The 14,235-nt window shown below is 62.3% G+C and carries 11 protein-coding genes; 3 read left to right on the plus strand and 8 right to left on the minus strand.

All coding sequences use genetic code 11. From position 1 onward, the window contains the following. A partial coding sequence (locus QN357_RS05855; protein ID WP_323504670.1) for a hypothetical protein occupies positions 1–1,373 on the plus strand: 1,373 nt, incomplete at its 5' end. Positions 1,374–1,770: 397 nt separating this feature from the next. Here the strand turns inward: QN357_RS05855 and QN357_RS05860 are convergent. The 5 genes from QN357_RS05860 to QN357_RS05880 all read right to left on the minus strand — a co-directional run bounded on the left by QN357_RS05860 (position 1,771) and on the right by QN357_RS05880 (position 5,046). Beyond that, positions 1,771–2,841, minus strand: coding sequence for a DNA methyltransferase (locus QN357_RS05860; protein ID WP_322137480.1), 1,071 nt, complete (start codon positions 2,839–2,841; stop codon positions 1,771–1,773). Positions 2,842–2,985: 144 nt separating this feature from the next. Next, positions 2,986–3,399 carry a hypothetical protein gene (locus tag QN357_RS05865; protein WP_322137479.1) on the minus strand — a complete coding sequence of 138 codons (414 nt, stop codon included), beginning with the start codon at positions 3,397–3,399 and terminating at the stop codon, positions 2,986–2,988. Positions 3,400–3,421: 22 nt separating this feature from the next. Next, on the minus strand, positions 3,422–3,559 hold the full coding sequence (locus tag QN357_RS05870; protein ID WP_322137478.1) for a hypothetical protein: 138 nt from the start codon (positions 3,557–3,559) through the stop codon (positions 3,422–3,424). A gap of 369 nt (positions 3,560–3,928) precedes the next feature. After that, on the minus strand, positions 3,929–4,375 hold the full coding sequence (locus QN357_RS05875; RefSeq protein WP_322137477.1) for a hypothetical protein: 447 nt from the start codon (positions 4,373–4,375) through the stop codon (positions 3,929–3,931). A 230-nt stretch (positions 4,376–4,605) separates the two neighbouring features. Further along, positions 4,606–5,046, minus strand: coding sequence for a hypothetical protein (locus QN357_RS05880; RefSeq protein WP_322137476.1), 441 nt, complete (start codon positions 5,044–5,046; stop codon positions 4,606–4,608). A 236-nt stretch (positions 5,047–5,282) separates the two neighbouring features. Here QN357_RS05880 and QN357_RS05885 point away from each other — a divergent pair, with 236 nt between their 5' ends. Continuing rightward, the gene (locus QN357_RS05885; RefSeq protein WP_322137475.1) at positions 5,283–5,726 is read left to right on the plus strand and encodes a hypothetical protein; all 444 of its coding nucleotides are present in this window, start codon (positions 5,283–5,285) and stop codon (positions 5,724–5,726) included. Positions 5,727–6,086: 360 nt separating this feature from the next. Here QN357_RS05885 and QN357_RS05890 read toward each other — a convergent pair whose 3' ends face one another. The 3 genes from QN357_RS05890 to QN357_RS05900 form a co-directional block, all read right to left on the minus strand. Next, complete coding sequence (locus QN357_RS05890) at positions 6,087–7,319, minus strand: hypothetical protein (RefSeq protein ID WP_323504671.1); 1,233 nt, start codon at positions 7,317–7,319, stop codon at positions 6,087–6,089. 746 nt (positions 7,320–8,065) lie between these two features. Next, positions 8,066–8,305, minus strand: coding sequence for a hypothetical protein (locus QN357_RS05895; protein ID WP_322137473.1), 240 nt, complete (start codon positions 8,303–8,305; stop codon positions 8,066–8,068). Between the two features lie 928 nt (positions 8,306–9,233). Beyond that, on the minus strand, positions 9,234–10,010 hold the full coding sequence (locus tag QN357_RS05900) for a sigma-70 family RNA polymerase sigma factor (protein ID WP_322188017.1): 777 nt from the start codon (positions 10,008–10,010) through the stop codon (positions 9,234–9,236). A 619-nt stretch (positions 10,011–10,629) separates the two neighbouring features. Here QN357_RS05900 and QN357_RS05905 point away from each other — a divergent pair. After that, entirely contained in the window at positions 10,630–14,070 is a 3,441-nt protein-coding gene (locus QN357_RS05905) for a hypothetical protein (RefSeq protein ID WP_323504672.1), read from the plus strand. Positions 14,071–14,235 lie beyond the last annotated feature (165 nt).

Here is a 14,235-nt window from a genome sequence, read left to right on the forward strand (position 1 = left end):
CCATCCCACGGTGGCTCTTTACGTTGACGAAGCAACGCTCAAGAGTGGGAAACCACACCACTCACCGGGACGTAACCCGTGACACCGGCCGGTTCACCACGAAAGATGACCCGGCGCCAGATGTCGCCGTGAGCGCGCCCCAGGCCACCGCCCACACGCTCAGCGACCTGATGTCGCTGGACGACGATGACCGTGCGTGGCTCACCGAGAAACTTGCCAACGGCGGCACGGTGAGTACCCAAGTTTCCTGTGAGCTTGTCTCCTTCACGGAAGAGGACGAATACGGCTTTTCGGAGGTCATCGGTACAGCCCCGGTCGGCGACCTGTACATCCGCGTCTTCCGCGGCAATGACGACCTCGGCTACATCGAACTGCCAGGTGACTGGCCTGCTGATGAGTTCGGCCCGGAAGGACGAGGGCGTGGCCCGGACGGCCTTGTGAACGGGCGCGACTACTCCGATTCGCTCGACTTCGCGGTCGCCTCTGCGGCTGCCGACGCGGGATTTAACCTAGACAACTCCCGAGTCGATGATGGCAGCGCCGACGGGCACTTCGTCCGGGTCTTCAACCTCAGCCTGCAACCGCAGAACTTCAGACCGCCGGGCCCTGCCCAGAAACGAGCACTTCACATCATGAACAACTTCAACGAATCCCTCAAACCGCGAGACGCCGGCAAATGTACGACCAAGGTGGGGTCAGCGCCAGACAGCAGGCTTGTCACCCTGCACGCCGCGAAGGAAGCCCGCCTCGTCGCGGCTCTCGCCGAAGCCGGCGGCCAGATTAACGTCGACGAGATCCGCGTGATCCGGCAGGCGTATGTCGACCAGCATGGGTCTGAGCCGTCGGACTGGGGCTCAAACCCGACGTTCAACGCCCTTTCCGACCGGTGGTGTCTGTCCGCTGAACTGTACGCAGCGCGCGCAAGCGCCGACGGCTTCGAGGTGAGTGTTGAGGCGGACAGTGGGCAGCGAATTGTTGTTCAGGTCATCAACCCGGACGGCGAGACCTACCAAGATATCTGTGAAACCACGATCCCGGCCGGACACGTCTCGGGCATGCTCGACTACAAGCCGATCGTCGACAGTGCGGTCGCAGTGAACAAGCGCGCGTATGCCGGTGAGTTCAAGTCCATCGAAAAGGCGTTCATCAAGCGGATCCGCGCGGAGCACGCTGAGGCCGTGGCCGCCTATGCGGTCAGCACGGAGGCGCTCTGTGCTCTCCTCGATGCCCGTTGTGCCGCCGACGGTCGCTGGATACCAGACGAGGCGAAGGCGAAAGCTGGCAAGGCGTTCGCCCAAGCGGTCAAAGAGCGACTGGTCGGAGACAACGGCCGCGTCGAATTCGTGTTCCTGAACCGGGAAACAACCAAGTAACACGGGTCGACCCAACTGCCTAGGGCGGCCTTGGGTTCGATCCTCAGACGAGAGGCGCACGCCCATTAGACCCTTCGACGAGTCCCAGCGCCCTCGGATCGCGGGAAGGTTCACCGATGCGCCCGGGTCGCCTCCCGATTCGGGCCTCATTGCGCCGACGGCTGTACGCCCACGCTCAAGATTATGACGATCCGACCGAATACCAGCGGTTGGCCATCGCCGAGACCTAGACCGTTTTCCGAAACTACGGTCACCGGGTTCGGTCTGCTCGGGGGGCGATCCGGACGATCGTCAGAGGTTCGCTGTTGAGTGGGCTGCGAGCCATCCCCGCGGTCATGCCGAGGATCTCGTGGAACAGGCTTCGGTGAATAGGGACGGTCGGCTCAGTGACGAGCAGTCACATACCCAGGAAGCCTTCTTGTTCGGCGACGTCCAGCGCGGCGAATCGGTGTTTGATCAGTTCGGCGTATTCCGGTTCGCGTTCGATCGCCAAAGAGTGACCGCCGGCTCGGATGATGCCCTCGGAGATGGCTCCGGATCCAGCGAAGCCATCCAAGTAGGTTTCGCCCGGCATGACGATTAGGCCACAAAGCCAATTCACGAGGTTCATTGGCTTGACAGTGGGGTGCCCACGAACGCCGGCTGGGCGCGGTGATTCTGAGACGTGCGCTCGTGGCGAGTATTTGATTTGAGTGAAGAAGCGGCTGGCTTTCTCCTTGCCAGGAGCATATTTTGTCCGCCCTTGGGCGTCTATCAGTTGTACTTGGCACCCGGGCGTGCAGCAGGTCTCATCGCAGTCTTCGTCGTGCTCTAGAAGTAAGTTTCCGGGCCGGCGTCCGCCGGCCGTCGGCACAGACATCGAACCGAGAACTCGTTTAATTTGGCGGTTTGCGCCGCCGTCGACTGCGCCGTTCCTGCGGCTGCGATTCTCCGAAGCATCTGCCGCTATCAGGGAGGACGACACGTTGTAGCCGCCGGCGTTCCCTGCCGCGATCGCTTCGATCAAGGACTGCCTAGGGGCAAGGTTTCTGGCGATCACGATCGGTTCGAACGCAGGTCGCAGCTGCGTTTCCCAGCCCGCGTATTTCTCGGAAAGCTCATCGGGGGCTGCGAGGCGCCGCAGTTCGGAGTCAATGTGCCGATTGGCGGTAGCGTGGCCGAAGCCCTTCGCCCAGGCGAGCGTGTCAACTACCTGAAGTCCGCTTTCCTCAACTGAAACACTAACGCGGGCAAAAGTTCTCGAATGTCCGAAAATTCCTATCGTGCCGCCGGGCATGATCTTGGACCGGAGCAGACGCCAAAAATCCACGTCGAACGCGATCGCGCTTCGGTCCCAGGCAACTCCGGTCAGTCCAAGGCCGTAGGGCGGGTCGAGGATCGCGCCGGCCAGCGAAGCGTCCGGGATTTCAGTGAGGGCCTCCCTGATATCTGCGACGACGAGCGTCATATTGTCGCGCATGGCATCCATGGATTCAGTTTACGACGGAGCGAGGAAAGGCTTTTCGGTTCTGTCTCGCGGCGTATGGCGACTCCCATACGGGCTATCTGCTTGCGCGAACGTACTCTCACAGAGGCAGATAGCCCGACGCCCTTTGAAGTTGGAATCCTGCCGTTATGCGGCTGTCGTTAGGTTCTCGGCTGACCACGCGCTGGTGACCGCCCAGGACCCCAGCTTTGCCACGGTGAATGGAAGGTCGATGAGTTCCCGGGAGAGGGCTCGGTTCCACGTGCGTTTTGCTTTGACGAAGCGCCAGCCGGCACCGTTCCGTCGAATTGTGACGAATGTGGCGTGAGCGCTGTAACCGTAAGCCCGGGGCAACATCGCGCTGCCGTTGACTACGGTGGTGATTCCTGCGCGTGCCCTGTTCGGTACTCCGAGGACGTCGAGACGATGTTCTACCGCTTCGACGTGCCGAATGACGTCGTAGGCACTGACGGTGCGCTGGGTTGCGCGACCCTCAATGTTGTCGATGGCGTTCTGGAGTTCAGTCTCGGAGCCCGATTCGATTCGGATGAGTTTCGGCATGATGATGTCCTCCTCGTCGCGGTCAGCGGCTCAGGATGTGCTGGACGACGATGTTGGGTTCAATCGCGGCGTCGCGGTACTGGCTGAGCAGACCGCGGTTGAGCACGACAGAGTGCTTGGCAGTTGGGATACCCGCGTCTTCGAGGAGGAGCTGGACCATTGCCGCGTACATCGATTCGGACGGGTTGTAACCAGTATCGATGGTGCTGTCGAGCTGGGGCCTGTCGGGGGAGGGTTCGGGGCCGGCGCGTGCCTCCAGATGGCTTCGATTTCCGCCGAGTAATGGCGCAATGCGCGCACGCCTTCCCTCTCGCGGTCGGAGTTGCCCCAGTTATCGATGAGGTCGTCTGCGGTGTAGTCAGAATCGTTGATGTTCATGGTCTATTCCTTTGGGTGGTCGCGACGGTCGCGAACGTTTTTTCTTGCGTGAATGGTGCGGATTTCACGGCTGGTAACTGCCGCTGTGGAGTGCATGCGCGGTACTCTCTCGCTTCTGGAAGGTACTGAGCCGCACGGGGATGTCCTGGGTCTAGATGACGGGAAAGCCGATTTCCTTGAGGGTGACCACGTACGGCGCCCTCCTGCCCCCTTCCTCGCGCTGGAGCCCTTCGTGGACTTCGAGGAGCATCCGCAGTCCCCAGTCCTGGGTGAGCGTGAGGCTGCGGAGCTTTGTCATCAGCTCTGGGGTGGGCTCGTAAAGGTCGGGGTCGTCCTCCATGGCATCTGCCAGGAGGGTCCCGAACCCGAAAGGTTCGGCCATGCAGCCCTGGTGCATGACGAGCATTCCGGCGGCCTCGTCTGCGGCGAACTGCGGCCCGTTGGAGAGTTCTGCTCGGATGAGTGCGTCGCAGGCGATGATGAATGCGGAGGTGGGGTCCAAGCCGGCCACGTGGCCCAGCGGGGCCGCCCACCCGTCGATGACCTCCCTCCGCCTTTCGGCCTGAGTCGGATATTTCGTAAGGGGAGTGCTGCTCATGATGAGCCTTTCTGATTCTGTTTGGAGTGGAAGCCGGCTTCAAGGTTGAAGCCGCTGGTGAGTGCATGCGCGGTAGTTTTCGTTCTCCGACGCGTTGTCATCAAAAAAACGTGCTCCGAGCCGGCGGCAGCGGTCCTCGTTCGACGGAGCAGTTGCCGCGACTACTGCATGCGCGGCACGTTCGCGGACTTGGCACGTAACTGTTGGCAGGGGCAGACGGCTACGGTGACTCATCGCAAGCCCTCACGCGCACATTTCAGAGTTGCACGCCGTTCGCGCAGTTCTTCGGCCAGCTGATCGCACGCATCCATGCCAGCGACAGCTGCATCACCGACCCGATTGCGGATCTCGACGATCTCTGTGATGGAGCGGTTGAGCTCCACCGCCGGCTCGGTGATCTTGCCGTCCAAGGTGAAGCGTGTTGCGAGCAGAGCGACTACGTCGTTGGCCACCATTCGCAAGGAATGCAGCGCGACATCGGGGTCGCTGTAGCGGCGACCCGGCTCGGCGGGTTCTGCCGGTGCCGGCTCGGGAGCCTCCGTGATGGATTCGATCCTTGCGAACTCAGGTCTCCAGAAAGTCAGGAAATCCGGGAGTGACTGGAACGTGTACTCGACTTCTTCGAATGCGCCGTCAAGGCGTCGCTCTGTAAGCAGAAATGTGTATGGCATGCCAGATGCATGCGCGGTGCACCGAATAGCTCGGAGGCCGAGCTGTCTGGCAGCCAACCGACGTCAGAAACCGATCGGCTACGGGCTCTTGCTGGTGGACAACGCCCTCGATCCAGTGGACCCGCTGGCGAATTGTCCTGGAACTACTGCCGCCACGACCGCTCCGGGGGATAACGAGGCCGCGCATGTGCCGTAAGAGGCACATCGTCCTCACCCCTCCGATTCAAAGGAACACCATGACCGCCACCCTCCGCACAGGCACTGTTCGCCACGCAATCTCGACCGCAGCGACGGGACCCATTAGGCCGGCAGAACCCACCGAGCTGGGCAAGCATGCGGACGCGCTCGGCCAGGTCGATATCCTCATCGACGTTTCTGACCGGGCCGACGCCTGTGTCGTCACCATCGCTGACCGTGTCATCCTCGAGCAGCTGGAGCCCGACCGGGAGCCGCTCCTCGGCCTGGGCGTCTCACTGGTCAAGGGCGGCTTCCAGGACACTTCGGGTCCCGGGCGCTGCCCGACCATCGGCCGGAACAACGCCGTGCTCCTGGTCCGCGGAGTGGACCGTGCTGTTGCGCTGGCCGAGGGGTATGACGGCTGCGGCGTGTTCAAGTCGACGATGACCGATTTCTGGGTGGCGGCCGCTGCACGGCGGCACGCGAACGCTCCCCTCCGTTGAAGGAGCGCGGCGCTCGGAGGTGCGCGAACATTCGATACGGGCGCTGCTCGAGGTTAGATGGCTGGGGCACCACATCTGCGCGGCGGCCAGTCTGCATGCCGGATTCCGATACTCGGACCCGATGTACGTAAAACATCGTCGACATTGAAGGCAAGTCTTCTGCCTCCGATCTTGGAACCGCCGCGAAGGATTCCGAGAAACCTCATGCATCGGAGCGGCAGCCAGCCCCGTGCGCTCACTGGCTCCCGTGTGGCACACTCACGTCCATCAGACCGCGTCCGTCAAATGACGTACACATGCCGCGCATGCTCCTATCGACTTACGTCGTGTGACGGGATTCTCCATCGAAGTGTCCTGTTGTCATTTCCTAAAGATGGCGGGATACTGCCTCCCCAAGTATGCGGTGGGACCAGGTCGGCCTACGATGCGCTCCACCAAGAACGAGTCCGTTGCCGACAGCAGAGGGCCGGCGATTGCGCCTAAAACGGGAACGGCACCCGCGACGGTTGTTAGGACGAACCGGATCGCCTTGCCGAGCGGCGAGCCAATTGAAAGAGCCATCTGTTTGCGGACCGAAAGGAATTCGTGGGCAATCTCATCGTCAGAACGTTTGTCCAGGTCTTTCAGCCAGGTTCGAAACTCCGCGCATTCACCAGAATTTCGATATCGCAGGAGTCGATCGACATTGACACGAAGGCTGCCGGTGCGGTCGGTGGGCGAAACGTGTCCGAGGGTAACGACTCTGCCGAACCGAGCCTCGACTGCCCGGGCATTGTGATCACTCGCTAGGAATGAGAGTTTCAGATTCAGGAGCACTGCATCATCGTCCTTGAATCCCGTGAGCGCCTCGAAGCTCCTCATGAGCTGAACACGTTGATTCAGGCCTGCGACCGCGAGCACTCCTCGCTCGACGACCTTGTGTTCGACTTCTTCGGAGAATCCGTGTATACGGCCAAAGTTCGTCGTGATGCGGAACTCACCGTCCCCGTCTAGTGGGAACGCCTGGTAGTCGAAGGAGGCTCCCGGATCGATATGGGTCTGCATTAAGGCTGACCTCCGGATCGCCTGCTCGACGATGACATCTCCTCGTAGGACATTGGCGATTACGTCACCCAAGCCCACCTGTGACGCATCTTGCGGGTACTCGAGCATCCGACTCCGGAGGGCCATTTTGAGCTTTGAGGTCTCTGCCCGTCCAACACCCGCGGCGTCAACTTCTTTCAGGGACTTCGCCACGTACTCGTCCCGGTATGGCTGTCCCTTCGCGAGTTGGACGTTTACGAGGTGGAACGACCCCAAAGGAAGGATGCCCCTGCGCCTGGTGGTCTCTTGAATGTTGTTAGTTTGACCCGTCTGTCCGGTGGTGGCTACGTCGCAGACAAACACCAGTGCACCGGCGTAAATCAGCTTGAGAAGGCCAGCGGTCCCAAAGGCAGAAACGAGCGCGGGAATCTCTTTAAGACTGTGAGACTCCACATAACAGACGTCGAACAGAACCAAACGATTGATCAGTGCTTCCACGTCGACCTCAGCGATAGTGCCATCGCTTCGCATCGTCGAAATGGGACCGAAATGCCGCGACTGAATGTCCATGCCCAATCTTGGCAGAGTGCTGTCAGCTGGTTGAATGCCACGGCGAACCGGTACCGTAAGCAACCAAGACGGACCGGCCGGGAGCCGGGGTCCACATGTATGCGTCGGTGTCCCGGTCGAAAGTGTCAACGTGTACGACACGCTGTAGCCATCATGCGCAGCGGCCAGTCAGGGGGCACATCGATCGGCTAGGAGAGCGTCACGGTTCCAATGCAAAGGCTGGCCGGGCCGATCGGGCGTATGAACCCCCTGTCGCCAGGACGGCCGCGGGGCTGACCTCCGGGAAGTGCGATGATCTCCGTGATATTCACGGTGGCCGCCCGTGAGCGCCGGCGGTGCAGAGTTGGTCCAGTAAAGGTGAACGGCCGGTCGCGGTACTGAGCAGGAGGTACCGCGACCGGCCGTTCAGGACCGGCGGCACACCGAGGGAGGGGTGTGTGCAACCGGCGGGTAGTCGGTGGCGCGGATTAATCCGCGCCTGTTCCGACTGGCTGGGGTCATCCTCGTGCGGGCGTGCGGACCGGGGTGCGGTCATGACCCGGGGTGGCGGTCGGCGTTCGTCGGATGCGAAGCAGATGGGGAGTGCGTCGTTCCTGTCGCGGCAAAGGTGAACGCCGACCCTGGTTCGACGAACTGTACGAGCTAACGTTTTGACCTAGAGGCCCGACGCAGCCGGTATGGTTTGTCTCGATGACGCGGGTCAGGATCTGCACCTCGCTGGCAGCGTCGCCGAGACTCTCGTGCACCTATGCCACCCTCCGCGTTCGCAGGAGTGCGTTGTGACGATGCGTTCGGATCGCGGTCACGCCGATGGAAAAACCGTTTGCCGCGAGTGCGTCCCGAATGGCCATCACCGGCGTGCCGGGATCGGCCAGGTGAGCCCGAAGTTGAGCTGCGGACCTTGCATCGATCGTGCCGAGGTAGGTGTTGATTTTGGTGACGGTTGCAACCGTGGACCGGGTGGTTTGGGGAATGAATTCATACATCGAGCTGCTCCCTCCAGAGCCGAATACACGTCTGTCGGAACCTGTTTGGTGCGCGTTTCCCGTGTACTTCTCTATATGCGCGAGGATCATGAAAAGTGCAGGGTTCTTTGATTGTTGCCATCGATTCTCGGATCTTCTAGTACCCCTCGGCGTATTTTTCGCGCACGGCGAGTATCGCCCACAAGCAATGGAGATATGGCACCTGTATTTCCTCCCGTCATTTCAATGCCCCTCTGCGGCAGACAACTTCAGTGTCACGTGCTTTGGCCGGATCACACCGCAGTGCTCGGCCAGGGGGTGGCGGTGTGTCGATACCGGCGTCGCAGTGGTGCAGGCCGAGCGTGCGCTCCGCTCCGTCGGTCATCGCGAGTCCTCGCGGTGACGATGTGGAAAGCTTCGCCGGTCTTGCGCGCTGGGCGTGCCGAGAGGGACTCCGTCTCGGCTCAACGTTCCCCCGTCATCCTTTCACTCGATGCACGGCCAACTGGCGCGCGCAGACAACTGGCGAAGTTGACGATGCCATCACTCGCAACCTGTTCGGCGCGCACTTGATCTGTCATCCATCCGGATCAGAGGACACACGCCGCCGCCCATTTAATGGGCAGCTGCCGCAGGCCCAACAGAATCAATTCGTTGACCGCCGCGGTCATCTGTTCGTTCTGCGGCGAGGGTGTGCACAAAGAGGATCCCGGGCGCCGCAGGCTGCCCTGTCCATGCGTGCGCCGAGCCCGGTTGCGTCACGTGAGATTATGACAAGCGGGTACGTTCGTCCGTTGGAACCGCTGACTCCTCCGAGGCCGTGGGCGGCCTTCTCATCGATCTATCCCACAAGCGATGCGTGCTGACCGCGGTGCCGTGTGGGCGCCTAGGGCGGCCCTGGGCCGGTAAGCGGGGTCTACGAGTCGACGGCGGTCTGCACTGCCGCGGTCTACGTTTCGAGGAACGTGCGGAGGTGGGGTGCGGTCTCGGCCAGAGCCGTGAGTGCTCGGCCAAGGCGATACTGCACACCGCCCACAGTCAAGCCTCGCGCGAGCGCCAACTCGCGCATAGTGGACATCGGGTACCCGTCCAAACCGAAATGCTCGCCGAGAATCGTCCGCTGGTCGCGCGTGAGCCGCGACAGTCCAACCAAGATTTGCTTCTTCATATCGGCAGCCACTGCCAGCTCCTCTGGACCTGGTTCAGTGCTGGGCGCCAGGTCCTGCAACAACAGGGAATCCGCCCGGCCGGCGATCGCCGCATTCAAGGATGTGGGCCGCGGGATTGGGAGCCCGCGACGGTTGAGATCTCTGCGCTGATCGCGGCCGGCTAAGTCTTGGGGCATGCCGGCGCGGGCAACAGCCTCACCGTGCATGGCGTGCGACCTTCGCAGGTAGGTGCCGAGGGGTACGCCCAGGGCGGGGTCGTAGGTGCCGATGGCCTCGAGGCATCTCAGGTATGCCTCAGCCGACCGATCCTCTGAGGCTTGCGCGTTCGGCGAGGTTCGAGTGGACTCGCGTTCGATGAGAGGCATGTAAGCGACGATTACGGCGTTGCGCGCTGACAGTGCAGAAAGACGCTCGTCGCGTGTGGCCTCGGGGGAGCGACCCGCCACCATCTTAACGATGAGGCGCGTGTGCTCCGCGGGGGCGAGCTTGACCCCGTAGGGTGCCGGCGCGACCGCGCGGACCGTCGGCTTGGTCTGGATACTGGCGTTGGTGTCCACTTGGTTTCCTCACATATGACGGACCGGGATCGGCGGAGCTGGTGCTCACTGAGGTAGTGGTGGGATGCGCAGCCAAAACGCAACACCGCCACGAAGACTGCGCGTATATGAGTACGCACATGCGTGAACGCGAGGGATAGCCGTGCGGGACAGTCGTGCGGGACAGCCGTCGGCTTCTATTGGCCAGGCTTTGACCACGCTGCCCAGCGATTGGCCAGCGATTGGCCAGACAGTCTTCCGCTGAAACAAAGGGATGTAGAGGCATTAAGAGATATATGGACAGAAATATGTAAAGAGATAGGCATCTCTGAGCATTTCTTTCTGCCTGTACCTCTACGGCTGTACCTCAACGGCTCTATCTCTTAGCCTTTCTCTCCTATTTTCGGGTTCCGGCCATTCGACCTCTAACACCCTTGCATCCCTGTCACAGCGCGGAACACTTTCTGGGCAGGCTCCGGCCAATGCTGGCCATTCGGCCATTTCTCCTGAGTCCCTGGCCAGAGGATCGAAATTCTTGGGCTCCTCTGGTTGCGTTTCAGACGCCACTATCACCACTACTCCTCGAGCAGATCAGCTCCCGGTCTCAACCGGTACCAAGCACAAGCCCGAGGGGCACTAATTGACCACCATCAACCTGAACAAGGGCGCCTGGCTCGCGCACCACGCCGCCGTCTATGCACGGCATGCGGAGGCTTTTCCGGCGGGATCCGTAATCAGCGTCTGTGCGCGTAGCGCCGGATCCAGCGTCTTCCGTACCGCCGGCTTCGCTGCTCCCGGTGACGCCGAGGCCGCCTGGAAGCTCATCGAGCGTGAGGCAGCCCAGGGGGGCGATACCTGGGTGTCGGTGGGGGTAATCGATGGGTCCGTCGCTGCTGCCGGCGGCCGCGGCAAGAAAGCGGACGTTCTCGGGATGGTGGCGCTGGTCGTCGACGTGGACACGGACGATGGCGAGCACCGGGTATCCAACAACCCCTCGCGTGCGGAGGTCACTGAGTGGCTCACCGAGATTCCGGCGCCCACGGTCTCTGTCGATTCCTCCGGTGGTTTCCACTGGTGGTTTGCTCTGGACACGCCCGTGGACCCGCGCACCGTCGAAGGCGCTGAGCTCATCGCCCGCCATAGGGCGTTCTGGCTGGCCTTCGGTGCCCGCCGTGGCCGTAACATCGACGCTGGACCGCTGCACACTCTCAGCCAGGTTCTCCGCCCTGCCGGCACAGTCAACGCCAAGGGCGCCGAACTCAAGCCCGTCACCCTGGTCACAGCCGGCGGTCCTGTCTACAGCCACCAGGACTTGCTCAGCATCTACCCGCCGCTCCCTGTCAAGGCTCCTGTCGCTGTCTGTAACCGTGCCTTCGCCCGCTCAGCCACTCTTTCCTCCCCGCGCGATCCAAACGCAGCCCCGCGCCTGGGCGATCTGTTCGCCGTTGGGTTCCCCGTCGACTCCTTCTTGCAGGAGGTCTTCGGCGCCGACCTTAGAGGGAATGGCGTATCCATGCCGGATAGGGCAGGTGACACGGCGGACCGCGACTCGGGCCGGTTTTTCGAAACGGCCGATGTCCAGCGCGTAACATTTTTCAGCTCCACTGCTCAGGCAGGATTTGGACTTGAAGATGACGCGCACTCACATAGCAGCTTTGACGTCCTCGCTCACACCGTCGGCGGTTACAAGGAAGCCTCCGCTCTTCTCCGGCCGTTTGCCGGAGAGTGGTTCAACGCCGACCTGGTTGACGCTGTGATCGCCGCAATGCTCCCGCGCGTTGCTGACGCGTTCGGTGTTGTAAAGCCTGTCACTTCCGATGCACCAGTCCCAGCGCCCGCACATGCTTCGGACGAGTCCATCCCGTACTCGGACGTGCCGCCGCCCGATTCGGACTTCGACTTCGAAGGGCCGGTCGTAGTTGTGCAGGAGGCAGCGCCGCGTGTTGTCTACCCGGCCACCGCGGCCGGTGACCAGAGCGCTGTTGACGCTCTCCTGGCCACTCGCGAACCTTCAATGCAGGGGACGCGATCAGCAGCCATCGTCGCCACCGACGAGTCCGAAGTCCGCACCACACCAACTCCACCGCGGACAGTAGAGAAGGTGAAGCTCACCGTCGCGCGGGCGATCGAGACACGGACGCCCTCGACATTCAAGCTCTCAAACCATGTCGAGGTTCGCCTCTGGGACGCAGGCCACGGCGTGTACGAAATGGTCAAGACCGTTGATGATGAGGGCATCGAGACGTGGAAGGCCCGTCAGATCTGCGATTGGGTCCCGTGGCGCTCCATGGTGGTGTCTCGTGCTTCGCTCAAGAACGGATTTCCGGTTGAGAACGGCGAGAAGATGGTCACTGTCACTATCGCCCGGTCCGACGAAGTTGTTCGGTCCGCGCCAGGCTTCACCCCCGAGGATGCGACTAACCCGGCCGCGGTTGTCCAGCGCCTCGATATGGGAGTAGCTCTGCCGATCGGCAGCACCAAGAAAGAGCACCTGGCGAACGTTCTCCGGGAGCTCGGTTCCGATGACGCCTCCACCCGGATCCAGGAGCTGACGACCATGGGGTGGCTGGTTGGCGAGCCCGGCGTCCGTACCGGCGTCACCTACGCTGCGCCTGGCGGCTCTGTCAATGGTTGTGGCCGGGTGCAAGATATTTCGGTCGGCGTTCCCGCGAAGTCCGACGTCGACTCGTTGACTCCGACCCATTTTGCCCACGGATGGCGGGCGATCGCCACGACCTCGGAGGAGCTGCGAGAGGGCGCCCAGGCGCTGGCGGAGTTCATCAAGCTCAGCCCGAACGTCGAAGCACCCGTAGCGCTGGCCGGGTTCGGAATGATGGCAAGCGCCCCGCTCAGCCTCAGCCGTCGTGCCACCCTCATGGTCGCGAGCCCGCCGGATATGGGCAAGACGCTGCTGTTGAGCGCGATGCAGTCATTCCTCACGCCGGCGTGGCGTGCGGGGTGGACCGGCGGCACGCTGATCTCCTCGTCAGCCTCAGGCTGCGGCGTCCTCTCCTCGTACCTGGCCTCGGCCACCGGCTTCTGGGATGACTACCGCGTCCCGGAGATCCCTGCCGACGCCGCCAGGGTGAAGGGTGCGCTGGCTCGAGTGCTGCAGGCCTCCTACACGGCGGTCTCCGGAGAGGCAAAGGGCACGCAGAACGGCGGACTTCGCGGATCGTCGGATGCGTCCACAACCTCGATCGTCTCCGGAGAGGCACTCAGCGAGGAACAGGGGATCGCCTCACGCGTTGTCTCCATCTCCCTGGAAGCGGGCCGGGCCGACATCGCCATGCTGCCGATGGGTACATCTCCAATCGACGAATGGCGGAAGAAACGCCCGGATGCTGCAAACCGGCTCTTCGGCGCTTACATCTCCTACCTGGCCCGCCAGATCGACAAACTCCCTCGCGGACTTTCGGACTGGACAACGGCGAACGATGAGCTCAAGGCAACACTGATGCCGAAGACCGGCGGCCGGTCGGCCGAGACCGCAGTCGTCATTGCGACCGGCTGGTCGCGGTTCCTGGACTTCGCGGCTGAGGCGGGGATCGAAGATCTGCTGCCGACGATGGCCGACGTGAACGTCGTCGTGTCTCGCCTGGCTGAGACCTCGGGGGAGCGGGCGCGCAACACGAACCCTGCGAGCACTCTGGTCCGGGCAGTTCGTGACGCGATCGCCGGCGGGTCTGTATATCTCGAGCTCGCCAACGGCGGTGTCCCGGTGCTGGAACAAGCCCGCAGTCTTGGCTGGACCATCAGACCTGACCGCATCGGGACTCTCGAAACGGTGCCGTCAAGAATGGCTGCCGGGCTGATCTCGATGGACGGAAAGTATGTCCTCCTCTACGGTGCCGCGCTTAAAGACCTCAAGCGTTTCACTGCCGTCGCCGCTGTTCCGATGGGCCAGGTCGATGGGGGTTTCGCTTCGGTCGTCGTAGCGGGAACCGAACCGGGCGGGAAGAGCCCGGTGCCACTGGGACTGAACCGCAAGCGCGGGTATGTCGTAGCCGCCGACCTGCTTGACCTGCCAGGCACACCGCTCATGGCCATGCAGGGCCCAGCGGACCAGCAGAACTACTAGGCGCCTCTTCGAACGGCCCGTCGACTTTCCCCGTCGGCGGGCCGTTTTTGCTGTGCCGCATGCCTATGGATTGGGTCCTGAGCGCCCATCCGTGCCAAAAACTTGACGCCATCTCACCCCAGTTCAGGGGTGATTTCTGATTTTGACCTGTTTTTGCCTGTTTTG

The organism is Cryobacterium sp. RTC2.1, from assembly GCF_035018685.1.
In the GTDB taxonomy this organism is placed as follows: Bacteria; Actinomycetota; Actinomycetes; order Actinomycetales; family Microbacteriaceae; genus Cryobacterium; species Cryobacterium glucosi.

Bases quoted from the DNA above. Each gene is read 5' to 3' on its own strand.
- QN357_RS05860 (WP_322137480.1), bottom strand. From the start codon at position 2,841: ATGGATGCCATGCGCGACAATATGACGCTCGTCGTCGCAGATATCAGG.
- QN357_RS05870 (WP_322137478.1), bottom strand. From the start codon at position 3,559: ATGGTCCAGCTCCTCCTCGAAGACGCGGGTATCCCAACTGCCAAGCAC.
- QN357_RS05875 (WP_322137477.1), bottom strand. From the start codon at position 4,375: ATGAGCAGCACTCCCCTTACGAAATATCCGACTCAGGCCGAAAGGCGG.
- QN357_RS05895 (WP_322137473.1), bottom strand. From the start codon at position 8,305: ATGTATGAATTCATTCCCCAAACCACCCGGTCCACGGTTGCAACCGTC.
- QN357_RS05865 (WP_322137479.1), bottom strand. From the start codon at position 3,399: ATGCCGAAACTCATCCGAATCGAATCGGGCTCCGAGACTGAACTCCAG.
- QN357_RS05885 (WP_322137475.1), top strand. From the start codon at position 5,283: ATGACCGCCACCCTCCGCACAGGCACTGTTCGCCACGCAATCTCGACC.
- QN357_RS05890 (WP_323504671.1), bottom strand. From the start codon at position 7,319: ATGGACATTCAGTCGCGGCATTTCGGTCCCATTTCGACGATGCGAAGC.
- QN357_RS05880 (WP_322137476.1), bottom strand. From the start codon at position 5,046: ATGCCATACACATTTCTGCTTACAGAGCGACGCCTTGACGGCGCATTC.